The 13,814-nt window shown below is 61.6% G+C and carries 12 protein-coding genes; 7 read left to right on the top strand and 5 right to left on the bottom strand.

What is annotated here, in order from left to right:
• The first annotated feature begins 2 nt into the window (after positions 1 to 2).
• The 5 genes from D4A92_RS03815 to D4A92_RS03795 all read left to right on the top strand — a co-directional run bounded on the left by D4A92_RS03815 (position 3) and on the right by D4A92_RS03795 (position 5,597).
• Entirely contained in the window at positions 3 to 2,072 is a 2,070-nt protein-coding gene (locus tag D4A92_RS03815; RefSeq protein ID WP_203018208.1) for a 3'-5' exonuclease, read from the top strand.
• A gap of 255 nt (positions 2,073 to 2,327) precedes the next feature.
• On the top strand, positions 2,328 to 3,272 hold the full coding sequence (locus D4A92_RS03810) for a Bug family tripartite tricarboxylate transporter substrate binding protein (RefSeq protein WP_203018207.1): 945 nt from the start codon (positions 2,328 to 2,330) through the stop codon (positions 3,270 to 3,272).
• Positions 3,269 to 3,763 (top strand): tripartite tricarboxylate transporter TctB family protein, encoded by a 495-nt coding sequence (locus D4A92_RS03805; protein WP_203018206.1) that lies wholly within the window; start codon positions 3,269 to 3,271, stop codon positions 3,761 to 3,763. Before D4A92_RS03810 ends, D4A92_RS03805 begins: the two co-directional genes overlap by 4 nt.
• A gap of 10 nt (positions 3,764 to 3,773) precedes the next feature.
• Positions 3,774 to 5,291, top strand: coding sequence for a tripartite tricarboxylate transporter permease (locus D4A92_RS03800; RefSeq protein ID WP_203018205.1), 1,518 nt, complete (start codon positions 3,774 to 3,776; stop codon positions 5,289 to 5,291).
• 141 nt (positions 5,292 to 5,432) lie between these two features.
• Positions 5,433 to 5,597: a hypothetical protein gene (locus D4A92_RS03795; RefSeq protein ID WP_006728203.1), complete on the top strand. Its 165-nt coding sequence runs from the start codon at positions 5,433 to 5,435 to the stop codon at positions 5,595 to 5,597.
• A 137-nt stretch (positions 5,598 to 5,734) separates the two neighbouring features.
• On the opposite strand, the gene D4A92_RS03790 is transcribed toward D4A92_RS03795, so the two are convergent.
• A complete protein-coding gene (locus D4A92_RS03790) occupies positions 5,735 to 7,552 on the bottom strand; it encodes a sensor histidine kinase (RefSeq protein ID WP_203018204.1) in 1,818 nt (605 codons plus the stop codon).
• A 261-nt stretch (positions 7,553 to 7,813) separates the two neighbouring features.
• Here D4A92_RS03790 and D4A92_RS03785 point away from each other — a divergent pair, with 261 nt between their 5' ends.
• Both D4A92_RS03785 and D4A92_RS03780 read left to right on the top strand, forming a co-directional pair.
• Positions 7,814 to 8,941 carry a PAS domain-containing protein gene (locus D4A92_RS03785; RefSeq protein WP_203018203.1) on the top strand — a complete coding sequence of 376 codons (1,128 nt, stop codon included), beginning with the start codon at positions 7,814 to 7,816 and terminating at the stop codon, positions 8,939 to 8,941.
• Entirely contained in the window at positions 8,938 to 9,363 is a 426-nt protein-coding gene (locus tag D4A92_RS03780) for a response regulator (RefSeq protein WP_203018202.1), read from the top strand. Before D4A92_RS03785 ends, D4A92_RS03780 begins: the two co-directional genes overlap by 4 nt.
• Here D4A92_RS03780 and D4A92_RS03775 read toward each other — a convergent pair.
• The 4 genes from D4A92_RS03775 to denD form a co-directional block, all read right to left on the bottom strand.
• Positions 9,345 to 10,019 (bottom strand): BA14K family protein, encoded by a 675-nt coding sequence (locus D4A92_RS03775; RefSeq protein ID WP_203018201.1) that lies wholly within the window; start codon positions 10,017 to 10,019, stop codon positions 9,345 to 9,347. The genes D4A92_RS03780 and D4A92_RS03775 overlap by 19 nt on opposite strands.
• 126 nt (positions 10,020 to 10,145) lie before the next feature.
• Complete coding sequence (locus D4A92_RS03770) at positions 10,146 to 11,930, bottom strand: IlvD/Edd family dehydratase (RefSeq protein ID WP_203018199.1); 1,785 nt, start codon at positions 11,928 to 11,930, stop codon at positions 10,146 to 10,148.
• Complete coding sequence (locus D4A92_RS03765; RefSeq protein ID WP_246754077.1) at positions 11,917 to 12,777, bottom strand: NAD(P)-dependent oxidoreductase; 861 nt, start codon at positions 12,775 to 12,777, stop codon at positions 11,917 to 11,919. The genes D4A92_RS03770 and D4A92_RS03765 overlap by 14 nt, the downstream gene beginning before the upstream one ends.
• 44 nt (positions 12,778 to 12,821) lie before the next feature.
• Complete coding sequence (denD, locus tag D4A92_RS03760; RefSeq protein ID WP_203018195.1) at positions 12,822 to 13,805, bottom strand: D-erythronate dehydrogenase; 984 nt, start codon at positions 13,803 to 13,805, stop codon at positions 12,822 to 12,824.
• Positions 13,806 to 13,814 lie beyond the last annotated feature (9 nt).

Below are 13,814 nucleotides of genomic sequence, written 5' to 3'. Positions count from 1 at the left end.
ATATGACCAGGATCAGCCTGCGCGGACGTATCCTGCTTTTCTTCGTGGCGCTGGCGGCTGGTGCGGTCGCGGCTTTGGCTGTCGGTTTGTGGTTCGGCTACCACCGCGAGGGCAGCCCGGACATGCTGAATGCGTTCATGCAGAGCGCTATCGCCGCCGGCTTTCTGATCCTCGCTCTAATCACCTGGGTCTGGTTTCTCTTCGACACGCATCTCGCCCGTCCCATCGACAAGGTGGCATCGGCCATGCGTGCCCGGGCGCATGCCGATGTGGGCAACGACTTTCAGGCAGAGGAAGCGCGCTATCTCGGTGATCTTGCCGATGCAGCCTCCGCAACCGCAGCGACCCTTGCGCAGACGCGGGGCGCGCTCGCGGAACAGGTGCAGCGCGAAACCACGCGTCTGTCGTCCGACAAGAACAAGCTCGAACAGCTGCTCGCCGACGTGCCGCCTGCCGTTCTTCTCTGTACGGGCCGACATCATCTCGTCTTCTACAACGGAGTGGCGCAACAGATGCTTGCGGGCTCGCAGCGCCCTGTTTGCCTCGATCGCAACATCTTCGACTATCTGAGTGAAGGGCCGATCCGCGACGCGCATCACCGGCTTCTGGAGAGCTCGGATCCAGATGCGGTGGTCGAGTTCATCTGTCTCAGCCCCTGCGGTCGGCGCAGGCTCGCCGGACGCATGAGGCTCGCCAGTGACAACGGCGGCGATCAGGCGGCCTATGTCATGACCCTTCGCGATGTGACGACCGAAGTTGCGGCCTATGCCCGGCGTGACGCTCTTCTCGGTGACGTGTTCCTGCAGGTCCGGCCCATCGTCTCGGATCTGCGCCATGCGCTTGTCTCGCATGGCCCCGGCACGGGAGCCGATGCCCCTGTTTCAACGCAGCTTCAGGCGCTGGATGCGACGCTCGCGGATCTCGAAGCCCGCTTTGAAAGCTGTCGGTCCGCTGGTTGGCCGATGGCGCCGACGGATGTGCGTGAGCTTGCTGGCCAACTCCGTCGCGACCTCGAGGGCCAGAAACTCACGCTCGACGCCGAGGTCGCCGAAATCGCTGTCCGCTGCAATGCCTTCGATATCGTCAGTCTCCTCGGACACCTCGTGTCCCGGGTCAGCACGGCGACTGCTGCTGCGCATTTTCATCTCACAATCAGCGAAGCCCAGGGCGCTGCCGACCTGACCTTGTTCTGGAAGGGCGGCGCCGTGTCGCCCGAAAGCGTGGATCACTGGCTGGACGAGCCGGTCTTTGACGGCGGTGTGACTTGCGAGACGATCCTCAAGACCCACGGCATCGTTCTGGTCGTCGGGGCGGATGATGATGCACCGTCGATCTCGACCCGGCTGCGGCCAATCGAGCGGCTGCGACCGGTCGGAGCGGACATGTCGCGGCATGTCGTCTACGATTTCGATCTGCTGTCGCGCCTGCACTACGAGAAGCTCTCCGACGCGCGTCTCGATAGCCTGACCTATGTGGTGTTCGATACGGAAACGACGGGCTTGCTGCCGGAACAGGGCGATGAAATCGTCCAGATCGCGGCTGTCCGCATCGTCAATGGAAAGCGCGTCAAGAACGAGGTGTTCGACTTGCTCGTCAATCCGGGGCGGCCGATACCTCCGTCCTCATCCGCAATCCATGGCGTGACGGACGCGATGGTCGCAGATGCCGTAAGCGTTCAGGAGGCCGTGCGGCAGTTTCACCGCTTTGCGGAAGGGGCTGTGCTCGTGGCACACAATGCGCCGTTCGACATGGAGTTTCTCACGCGACGGGAGAAGGAAGTCGGGCTGCGCTTCATGAACCCGATCCTGGATACGGTGCTGGTGTCAGCCGCCGCCTTCGGCCGCGCCGAAACACATACGCTCGATGCGCTCGCCGACAGGCTCGGTGTGCATATCGACGAGAAAGATCGCCACACTGCGCTCGGCGATGCGATTGCGACTGCTGACGTTTTCATCAAGCTGAAGGACATGCTGGCCGGGCGCGGCCTGGTACGGTTCGGTGAAGTGCTGACCGAATTGCGTGGTCATCAAAGGCTCGTTCGAGATCTCAACGATCAGGCCCGCGTATCCTGAGTGTAAGTCAGTCCTCACGCATTTCTCCGCCGACAACCACTTCGATGCCGTCAGTCAAGGTCCAGCGCGATGACAGGTGCGTGACAGGTTTCGCTGCTAGGTCTATTTTCACATCTTCCCGTGGAGGCGGGACCAGATGGGACTGGGAGGAGCAGGTCACGGCCTGAAGCGGCGTCGTCCGCATGCTGCGCAACCGCGCTCTCCCCACAGATCATTCGCAAGCGGCAATGACCGCATTGATGGTGGAGGACTATCTTGAAACACTTTTTCCTGGCTTCGTTCCTTGCAGGCGCTCTCGCCCTTCCGGCTGCGGCTGCCGACTACACGATCATCGCTCCGGCTGCGCCTGGCGGCGGCTGGGACCAGACGGCCCGTTCGCTGCAGCAGGTGATGCAGGCTGAAGGCATTTCCGGCAATGTTCAGGTTGTGAACGTACCGGGCGCCGGCGGCACCATTGGTCTTGCCCAATTCGCCAGTCAGCAGAAGGGCAATCCGAACGCCCTGATCGTCGGTGGCTATGTCATGGTCGGTGCGATCCTGACCAACCAGTCGCCGGTGACGCTGGCGGATGTTACGCCGATCGCCCGCCTGACGGGCGAGTATGAAGCGATCGTCGTTCCCGCCAATTCGGAAATCGAGAACATCGGCCAGCTCGTTGAGAAGCTGAAGGCTGATCCAGGTTCCGTGTCCTGGGCTGGCGGCTCGGCTGGTGGTACCGACCACATCGGTGCTGGCCTGATCGCCAAGGCTGCCGGCGTCGACCCGACCAAGATCAACTACATCGCCTATTCTGGCGGCGGTGAAGCGCTTGCTGCCATCCTCGGCAGTCAGGTGACTGTCGGCATCTCCAGCTATGGCGAATTCCAGGCGCAGGTAGAGGCCGGTACGCTTCGTCTGCTCGCTGTTTCCAGTGCCGAGCGTATCGAAGGTGCCGATGCTCCGACGCTCAAGGAAAGCGGTCTCGATGTCGTGCTGCAGAACTGGCGTATGGTCGCGGCCGCTCCTGGCTTGACCGACGAACAGAAGGCCGCCGTCGCGGCTGATATCGAAAAGCTCGCGAAGTCGGCTGGCTGGCAGGAAACCTTGAAGACCAAGAACTGGCAGGACACCTACCTTGCCGGCGCTGCCTTTGAAGAGCAGCTCGCCAAGGACATCGCTGCCACCGAGACCATTCTCAAAGACATCGGTCTGGTGAAATGAGCACGGAAGATCGTTCTTCCGGACATCGTACGCGTCGCCCAGATTGGGCGGCGCTGGTCATCGCCGCGGTGCTGGTCGCCGTGGCGGGCCTGATCTTCTACGATGTCGCCCGTCTGCAAGGCGGTAACAGCTACTCCGGTATCGGTCCTGCGACGGTGCCGAAGGGCATTGCCATCGGTTTGATCGGCCTTGGCATCTGGACGGTGTTCGCTGCGATGCGCCGCGATTTTCCGGAGCGCGAGCATCAGGAGCTACCGCCTGTGCTTTTCATCGTGGCCGGGCTCGCAGCGCAGATGCTGCTCCTGAAAACGCTGGGTTTCTCGCTTGCGACAGGTGTCCTGTTCGCTCTGACCGCGGCCGGCTTCGGCAAAAGGCAGTTCTGGATCTCGCTGCCGGCCGGCATAGCTCTCTCGTTCGTCGTGTGGATCCTCTTCGCGCGTTTCCTGCAACTGTCATTGCCGGCGGGTCCACTCGAACGGCTGTTCTTCTGAGGGGAACCCCGTGAATACGTTTGATTTCCTTCTCCAAGGGCTGGCGATCGCCGCTCAGCCGATCAACCTGTTCTACGCGCTGATCGGCGTTACGCTGGGCACGCTCGTCGGCGTCCTGCCGGGCATCGGTCCTGCGCTTACCGTCGCACTCCTGTTGCCGGTGACCTACCAGCTCGATCCTGCCGGTTCGCTGATCATGTTTGCCGGCATCTATTACGGCGGCATGTATGGCGGCTCGACGACGTCGATCCTGCTCAACACGCCAGGCGAGAGCGCATCGATCGTGACCGCGCTCGAAGGCAACAAGATGGCCCGCGCCGGGCGCGGCGGGCCGGCCCTTGCCACGGCCGCAATCGGCTCCTTCGTTGCGGGCCTTCTGGCAACCATCGCGCTTGCCTTCATTGCGCCCTATGTCGTGAAGTTCGCCCTGTCCTTTGGTCCGCGTGAGTATTTCGCGCTGATGATGCTCGCTTTCGTCACCGTCTCCGCAGCCTTCGGGGACTCGACGCTGCGTGGTCTGACCGCCCTCTTTGTCGGCCTCGCCTTCTCGATCGTCGGCATCGATCAGCTGACCGGCCAGACACGACTGAGTTTCGGCGTGCCGGATCTGCTCGATGGGCTCGAAGTCACCACGCTTGCGGTTGCGATGTTCGCCATCGGCGAGACGCTCTACGTGGCTGCCCAGGGAGCCCGGGCTCCGGAAAAGGTCGAAGCCGTGCGTGGCTCGCTCTGGATGAACAAGTCCGATTGGAGCCGCTCCTGGAAGCCCTGGCTTCGCGGTACGGCGATCGGTTTCCCGATCGGCGCCATGCCTGCCGGTGGTGCGGACGTGTCGAGCTTTCTGTCCTATTCGGCGGAAAAGCAGTTCTCGAAGCATCCGGAAGAGTTCGGCAAAGGTGCGATCGAGGGCGTCGCCGGGCCAGAAGCTGCCAACAATGCCTCTGCTGCCGGAACGCTGGTTCCGCTGTTGACGCTCGGCCTGCCGACGACGGCGACTGCTGCGATCATGCTTGCGGGTTTCCAGCAGTTCGGCCTGCAGCCCGGCCCGCTGCTGTTTGCGACCAATCCGCAGCTCGTCTGGGGTCTGATTGCCTCGCTGCTGATCGCCAACTTCATGCTGCTGGTCCTGAACCTGCCGCTGATCGGTCTCTGGGTCCGCCTCCTGACGGTTCCCAAGCCCTGGCTCTATGCCGGCATTCTGGTGTTTGCGACACTTGGCACGATCGGCGCCAATCCGTCGGTGTTCGAACTCGGTCTGCTTTTGACCTTCGGTGTGCTCGGCTATGTCATGCGTGTCTTCGGCTATCCGATCGCGCCCGTCATCGTCGGTCTGATCCTCGGCCCGATGGCCGAGCAGCAGCTGCGCCGCGCCTTGTCGATCAGCCAGGGCGATCCGACGGTGCTGGTCACGTCTCCGATCGCAGCAATCCTGCTGGCGCTCGCCGCCATTGCGCTGGTTGTCCCGATGATCCTTCGGGCGCGGGGTAGGGGGCAGGTCCTGGCACAGGTTGCCGCCAGCGAAGACTGATGCCCAAATTGTCATGTGCCGATGTAGGATCCGATTAACTCGGCCTGCATCGGCTGCATGGCTGTCGTGACTTTCCGTCCATTGTAATCTGGCCTTCGGAGTATCATCTTCTGCTTGCAAACGAAGAAAGCGAGCAAAGAAATGTCTAGCCTCCGCAAGTCCATCCAGCAGGGTTTCCTCGGTCGTGCCATCGCCGTTTTCGGTGCAGCAAGCTCCGCAGCGGCTGCTGTCGAAGGGCATCGTCGTCCGAAGGATCACCACCTGAAGACGCTCGGTATCAATCCGGCGGATTTCCCGCGCTATTGATCCGATGACAGGTTGGGCGCTGCTGCAGCGCCCTTGGTCAGCGATCTTGGCAACTCCCTCGCCAGATCATGCGAGCGCTCCATCGGGGCGCTCTTTGCATTTTGCGCCACGAGAACCTGGATTGCTTCAAGCCCTACTCACTTGGCGAGCCGATCACCGGCTGCAGTGAGAGCGATGGTGACGCCGCCCGGCAGCCACTCAAAATCGATGCTTCCGCCGAGGTGATGAATTGCGCTGGTTCGTGCAAGCTTGCTGCCGAAGCCTTCCTGGCTTGGAGCCTTGATTTCGGGGCGGTTGACGTCTTCTTGCCATTCCAGATGCAAAGCATCTTTGTCCATCCGCCAGCGGACATCGAGCCTTCCATCCGCGTCGCGGAAGGGGCCGTACTTTGCCGCATTGGTCGCCAACTCGTGAAAGATCAGGGCAAAGCTCGTCGATGCATGCGGGCCGAGGCTTATTTCCGGGCCTTTCAGGGTGACTTGTCTGTCGCGATCCGCCAGGTGGGGGGACAGAATCTCTTCCAGAAGTGTATGGAATGCAACGGTTTCGGCAATTGACGATCCGGCAACAATTGCCGGCTGGATCAGGTGGTGTGCCTTCGCCAAGGCCTGCAGGCGACCGTGCAGAGATTGAGCCATCTCGCCGACCGACGGCGATGAGCGTGCGGTCATGTTGATCATGCCTGCAGTGATGGCGAAGAGGTTCTTGACGCGGTGGTTGAGTTCCCGCAGCAGAAGCTGACGAGCTTCTTCGGCCACCTTGAGATCGTGAATATCCGTGCAGGTCCCGTACCAGCGGGTAATCTCGCCGTTCTCGTCCCGCACGCATTGGGCGCGTCCGATGACCCAGCGATAAACGCCGCTTCGATGCAGAAGACGGTACTCCACGTGATACGGTTCGCCGGTCTCCAGGCTGTGCTGCCACTTTGCCCAGGTCTCAGCCCGATCATCGGGGTGAAAGACATTTTCCCAGTCCGAGCCGTCGGTGAAGCCCTCGCTGACGCCTGTGTATTCGTACCAACGCTGGTTGAAGTAGTCGTGGTATCCGTCTGGTCGGGTCGACCAGATCATCTGGTCGATTGAGTTCACGATGGCTTCGAAACGCTGTTCACTTTCCCGGAGAGCGGCCATGGCCGTTGTCGCCTCGGTGACATCAGACGCTTGGATGAAGATGCCCCCTGGCTGGCCCGCCGTGTCGGTGATCGGCTGGAAGACGAAGTCCACGTATCGCCCCTGGAGTTTTCCATCGGGGCGCACGAATTCCACCGGCACCGCCTTGCCCTGATAGGGTTCGTTAGTAGCGTAGACGGTATCGAGCAGGTGGATAAAGCCCTGATCCTTGACTTCCGGCAGGGCCTCTTCAACCGATCGTCCCAGCAAGTTGCTTCTCTGAACGAGGTCTTCATAGGCCGGGTTGACCAGCTTGAATGTATGCGACGGGCCCTCCAGAATGGCGATCGCGGCGGGTGCCTGCGCAAAAAGCCGCCCCAGCCTGGCGATCTCTTCCTGCGTCTGGCGCCTGGCGAGGACGGCAGCCGTGGTTTCGTTGCCCTGGTTGAAGACGCCTACGATGTTGCCGTGTTCGTCGCGGATGCTGGACAGGCTGTAGTTCCAGTAGCCTTCCGTCGGAACGCCGTTGCGCTCCATCATCAGCAACTGGTCATAGGTCGTCACGCCTTCCCCGGTGGTCATCACCTGGTGGAATTGCGGTCCGACAACCTCCCAGATGTCCGACCATACTTCGGCAGCCGGTCGGCCCAAAGCCCAGGGATGGCGGTCTGCCGGAATGGGTGCCCAGCTATCGTTGTAGAGCAGCCGCATTTCCGGTCCCCAGTAGATGGCGGTCGGAAAGCTGGAGTTGAGACAGATGGACAGCGCCGAGCGCAGCGCGGCTGGCCACTCTTTGATAGGGCCGAGACCGTCTGCCCAGTCATGTTTCAGGATAAGTTCGGCCATCTGGCCGCCATTCCTGAGAAAGCCGGGTATCACGTTTTGTTGCTCGTCGTGGGACATATATCCGGCTGCCTTGAGCTATGCGTTGCGGCTTATGTTATGTCAGATAGGACAAACACGTTTCCGTGTCTATTGCCCCTTATGGCCGGGTTCGGGCGGCCTTGGCATTTCAAAATCCCTGGTCGTCAAAATTTTTGAGAGTGCACGGAACTTTTTTATTTGGCCGTTGTTGTCGATGGTGGCCTGTTCCAGGACTGGGTATGAATGTCTGATCAAAACTCCTCGCGCCGCGACGCACAAGACGCCGGCGACCGCCTTCTCGCCTCCCATCCATCCGAGGATCCGTTCGCGGCAGCCTTCAAGGCTACCCGCATGCCGATGCTGATTACGGATCCGCGGCAGCCCGACAACCCAATCATTTTCTGCAATCAGGCGTTTTCGAACCTGACTGGCTACAGCACAGATGAGCTCATCGGGCGCAACTGCCGTTTGCTGCAGGGACCGGAAACGGACAGCGGTGCGATCGCCCGTCTGCGCGAGGCCATTGCGGCAGAGCGGGACGTTGCGATCGACATCCTCAACTATCGCAAGGACGGTAGCCAGTTCTGGAATGCGCTTTTCGTCAGCCCCGTCCGGGATGCCGACGGCGAAGTGGTCTATTTCTTTGCATCACAGCTCGATTTCACGACGATCAAGAGCAAGGAACTCGATCTGGCAGAGGCGCGGCAATCGGCCGAACGTGAGGTCGCACGGCGGACGCATGACCTGTCCGAAGCGCTGAAGGCCCAGACCCTTCTGGTGCATGAGGTGGACCACCGTGTGAAGAACAACCTCTTGACCATCGCCTCGATCGTCAAGCTGCAGGCGCGAATGTCTGGAAACGACCTCGTAAAGCGCACCTTGTTCTCGGTGCTCAATCGCGTCGAAGCGCTGAGCACAGTGCAACGAAAGCTGTTCACAAGCGCCGACCTTGGGCGCTTCGACGTGTCCGATTTTGCCAAGGATCTAATCGAGGATCTGGTAGGTGCCTTGAAACGCGACGACATTCGCGTGACGACCGACCTGTCGCCGGTGCTGGTTCCCGCTGTTAAGGCTTCGCCGCTTGCTCTCATTATAAACGAGCTGGTCCTGGATGCCGTGCGCCGGGGGCTGAGCGATGGGGGTGGCGATATCCATCTGGAGGTGCGGCGCACCAACGGGCATTTCTTGATCCGGGTGACGGACACGACGAAGCCAGTCTCCGTTAATCCGGAGGAGGAGGCTTTTGGCAAGCTGATGCTGGAGACCTGTGCGAAGCAGCTGGGCGCGAAGATCGCCCGGGAGGTCGAAGGCTACCGGACTAATGTTCAGGTCACGATGCTGGTCGAAGACGCAAAGGAAACAGACGCTTGAAAATCATGATCGTCGAGGATGAGGCGCTTCTTGCCCTCGAACTGGAGCTTGAAGTGGAGGCTGCCGGCCATGTCGTCGTGGGAACGGCCGCATCGCGCAAGGCTGCTTTCGACATTATCGAATCCAGCACGCCCGAATTCGCCTTCGTCGATGTCCACCTCAGCGATGGTCCCTCGGGAATCGAGATCGGGCGCCGGCTTGCGGAACGCGAGGTCCCCTTCGTCTTCGTCACTGGGAATGTCAAACGGATACCGGAAGGTTTCGTCGGCGCGATCGGGGCAATCGAGAAGCCCTATACGATGAACGGGCTTCAAAATGCCCTGAGCTATATCAGTGAGAAAGTGACCGGCGATCAGACGATTAGCCCGCCGCCGGGCCTTATTCTGGCCAAGAGCTTCCAGCGTCAGAACGACGCCAGCTGACAGGGCTGGCGCGGGCCGCCGCCATAAGGCTGGTATGTGTTGTCGCTCGGACGATAGGAGCGATAGCGTTCCATGCAGGCCATGACGTGGCCTTCGTTCTCCATGCCAGCACCAGGATTGCTTCCGTCGGCACTGACGGTCATGACCCTTGCATCACCTTCTTCCAGCTCCGCCATGATCTCGACCTGATAGGGTGAGTCACAGGGACGAATGTCGCCGCTGAAGCTGCGATAGGTGTTGCGGACGGGATCGTAGGAACGATAGCGTGCTTCACACCAGGAGAAATGCTCCGGAGGTAGCGTGTCGGCGCCGAAACCGGATGTCGATTCGTCGATCGCCGCAGTGACGAGAGTGTCGATGTCGCCGACCTTAGAACCTCGCCCTGCGGTGGCCGTCTGCTCACTCTGATCCGATGCCCCCAGGTCGGGTTCGACCATCACCACATGACTTGCATAGCGGGGTGGCAAGCGCTCCAGATTCTGTGCGGTCCTGTCGATGCGGACAGGCTCCATCGTCCAGAGGTCCTTGATGTCTAGGCCGGTGAATCGGTGGGGGTCTTCTTCCGGGGCGAGCGCGGCTGACGCGAGTACGACGCCACCAATCACCATCCCGGCGGCGAGCGCTGACGCTGAGAGCAGTTTTATAACGGGTTTCATCGGGATCTCCATCCATCGTCTGTGACAGGAGAATGAAATTCCCCTCGGACGGTTCCCGATGAAACGTGTCTTGCCCTTGATTATTCGACCGTTTCTCCGAAAGGAAGCGAACGGCCGAATTGCGCCTCAGTGGTTGTGGCGGGGCGGCGTCTTGGAGATCTGACGGAAATCCTCCGCGTTTTTGATCGTCGCACCATCGGCGAGCTGCGTAACCGTCTGGCGATAAAGCCGCTGCCATGGTGTCGCGTCTTTCGGCACGGGCGGAATGCCCTCGGCCTTGCGCCTTGCGATTTCCTCGTCGCTGACCAGCATATCACAGCGGCCCTGGTTCAGGTCGATGCGAATGACGTCACCGGTCCTCACCCATGCCAGACCGCCGCCCGCCGCGCTTTCAGGCGATGCGTTGAGGATCGACGGGCTGTCGGCTGTGCCGGACTGGCGGCCGTCGCCGATTGTCGGCAGGCTGAGAATGCCCCGCTTGATGAGGTGATCCGGCGGCTGCATGTTGACCACTTCGGCCGAACCCGGCCAGCCAAGCGGGCCGGCGCCGCGGATGACGAGAACGCAGTCCTCGTCGATGTCCAGGGCGGGATCGTTGATCCGGTGATGATAATCTTCCGAGCCGTCAAAGACGATCGCGCGGCCTTCGAAGATGCCCTCGCGGCCCTTTTCCTGCAGGTAACGCAGGCGGAAACCTTCGGAGATGACGCTGGTCTTCATGATGGCAAAATCGAAGAGGTTGCCCTTCAACACCACGAAGCCTGCGCGTTCTCGCATCGGCTCGTGATAGGGCTTGATCACCTCCCGATCCGTCGCCTCCCTGCCTTGCAGGTTCTCAACCATGGTGCGGCCGGTTACCGTGCGACAGGTCGTGTCGATCTTTCCGACTTGCATCAGTTCCCACATGATCGCCGGGACACCTCCGGCGCGGTGGAACCGCTCGCCGAGATAGGCGCCGGCCGGCTGAACGTTGGCGAGCAGCGGAATGTCGTAGCCGTGAACCTGCCAGTCCTCGGGCAGGAGTTCGACGCCAGCATGCTTGGCCATGGCCATCAGATGCGGCTGGGCATTGGTCGATCCGCCGATCGCCGAGTTGACCCTGATGGCATTGAGAAAGGCTTCGCGGGTGAGGATGTCCGAGGGGCGGATATCCTCCAGAACCAGTTCGACCGCCCGCTTGCCGGTGCGATAGGCCATCTGGCCGCGTTCGCGGTAAGCGGCGGGAATGGCAGCGCAGCCGGTAAGCGACATGCCGAGTGCCTCGGCAATCGCGTTCATGGTCGACGCTGTGCCCATGGTGTTGCAATGGCCGGGAGAGGGGGCCGAATCGAGGGCGCGTTCGAGGAATTCCTCGCGGCTGATCTCGCCGGCCGCATATTTGCGACGAGAGCGCCAGATCACCGTGCCGGAACCTACCAGTTCGCCATCATGCCAGCCGTCAAGCATGGGGCCGCCGGAGAGCACGATCGCCGGGATGTCCACCGTCGATGCAGCCATCAGGGCAGAGGGCGTGGTCTTATCGCAGCCGGTCGTCAGCACGACGCCATCGAAGGGATAGCCGTAGAGCAACTCGACCAGACCGAGATAGGCAAGGTTGCGGTCAAGGGCGGCCGTCGGTCGCTTGCAGTTCTCGAACAGTGGATGCGACGGGAATTCGATCGGAATACCGCCGGCGTCGCGGATGCCGTCGCGCACGCGTTTGGCAAGATCCAGGTGATGACGGTTGCAGGGATTGATGTCGGAGCCCGATTGGGCGATCCCGATGATCGGCTTGCCGGAGCGCAGTTCCTCCGGCGTCGTGCCGTAGTTCATGAAGCGCTCCAGATAGAGCGCGGTCATGTCGAGGTGATCGGGATTGTCGAACCAATCCTGCGACCGGAGGCGGCGTTGCGGTTTCTCAGACTCGGTCATCGGCGGCACCTTTGCGGTGGTTGATTTTTTCGAGATGAAGCAGAAGGCCACTGTGGTCGAGTTCGCCGTGACCTTCTGCAACAAAGGCATCAAAGGCCTGGCGAACATCCGAGGTCAATGGAAGCTCAAGGCTAAAGGTCTCAGCCATGGCGGCGACCGCGTTCAGGTCCTTCAACTGCAGGCGCGAGGGGCCGCCCGGCTCGAAGCGTCGCTCGACCATGCGCTGTCCGTGCAGTTCCAGGATGCGGCTTTCGGCGAAGCCGCCGCGGATTGCTTCGCGGAACTTCTCCCGCGAAGCGCCGCCGGCCTCGACGAGCATCATGGCTTCTGCAACGGCGCCGATGGTGATCGCGACGATCTGCTGGTTGGCGAGCTTGCAGATCTGGCCAGCGCCCGAGGGGCCGACATGGGTCACACGGCCCAGTGGGGCGAAGACATCCGCCAAGCTCTCGATGACATCGGCATCGCCGCCCGCCATGATCGCCAGCGTGCCGGCTTCCGCGCCGACGACGCCCCCCGACACGGGTGCGTCGACATGGGCTACGCCGTGGCCAGCGAGACGTTTTGCGTGATCTTTTGCAATGGGCGGTGCGATTGATGATGTGTCGATGACGACCGTACCCTTTGCCAGCGCTTCGGCCGTACCCTTGGTGAAAAGTACGTCCTCGACTGCGGAGCCGTCCGACAGCATGGTGAAAATCACGCTTGCACCGGCGACGGCGTCTTCCGGGCTCTTGGCAAGCCTGGCGCCGGCCGCCGCCAAAGGCTCTGCCTTGCCAAGGTCACGGTTCCAGACCGTGACCGGAAGGCCAGCCGCGAGCAGGCGCCTTGCCATGGGCGCGCCCATCAGTCCCGTCCCGAGAAAGGCGATCTGCCTGTTTTCAGTTCCCGTCAAAGCTTGCCTCCCAGCTCATCCTCGATATGCACCCGAATGATTTCGTCAAAAGAGCTTTCGGCGATGAAGCCGAGTGCGCGGGCGCGGTTTGCTTCGAAGCCGGGAGCCCAGCCGGCGCAGATGCGCATGATCATCTCGTCGGGCTCATGGCGGATGAGCTTGACCGCCTTCTCCCCTGCCACGCGGCGCAGCGCTTCGATCTGCTCGCCAACGGTGGCACTTAGGCCCGGCATCGACAGGTTGCGGCGTGGGCCGACAGTTTCCAGGTCGATGTTTGCGCCGTGGATGAGGAAGCCGACCGCAGATCGGGGCGAGGCGTGCCAGTGGCGGACATCCTCGCCGACCGGCAAGATGGCCTCCTGGCCGACCAGCGGCTCGCGCAGGATGTTGGAGAAGAAGCCCGAGGCTGCCTTGTTCGGCTTGCCGGGGCGAATGCAGATTGTTGGCAGGCGGATGCCGATACCGTCGAAATACCCCTTCCGGGAATAGTCGGAGAGCAGTAGCTCGCAAATCGCCTTCTGCGTGCCGTAGCTGGTGAGCGGCGTGGTGTGGAACTCGTCCGGGATCGGATAGGGCAGCGGTGCACCGACGACCGCGATCGATGAGGTGAAGACCACACGCGGGCAATAGCCGTCAGCCATACGGGCAAGCCGGATTGCCTCGAACAGGTAGCGGGTGCCATCGAGGTTGATCTTGTAACCCTTTTCGAAGTCGAGTTCCGCTTCACCAGAGACGATCGCAGCGAGATGGAAGATGACATCGGGGCGCGATGCGATCAGGCGCTCGGCAGACGCGGGCTCGGACAGATCGACGGCTTCGATCGTCACTCTGCCGTCGAAGCCGTCTGGAGCGTCGGCCGCCACGACATCGGCGAGTGTCATCGCCGTAATCTGCCGTCCCTGCAGCTCACCATCGCGGGTAAGCCGTTGCGCCAGCTTGCGTCCGACCATACCGGCCGCGCCAATCACCAGAATATGCATGTGACAGTC

Source organism: Rhizobium rosettiformans (assembly GCF_016806065.1).
Classification (GTDB): domain Bacteria; phylum Pseudomonadota; class Alphaproteobacteria; order Rhizobiales; family Rhizobiaceae; genus Allorhizobium.
Note: the sequence above shows the minus strand (reverse complement) of the source record. Positions and strands in the feature narration are given on the sequence as shown.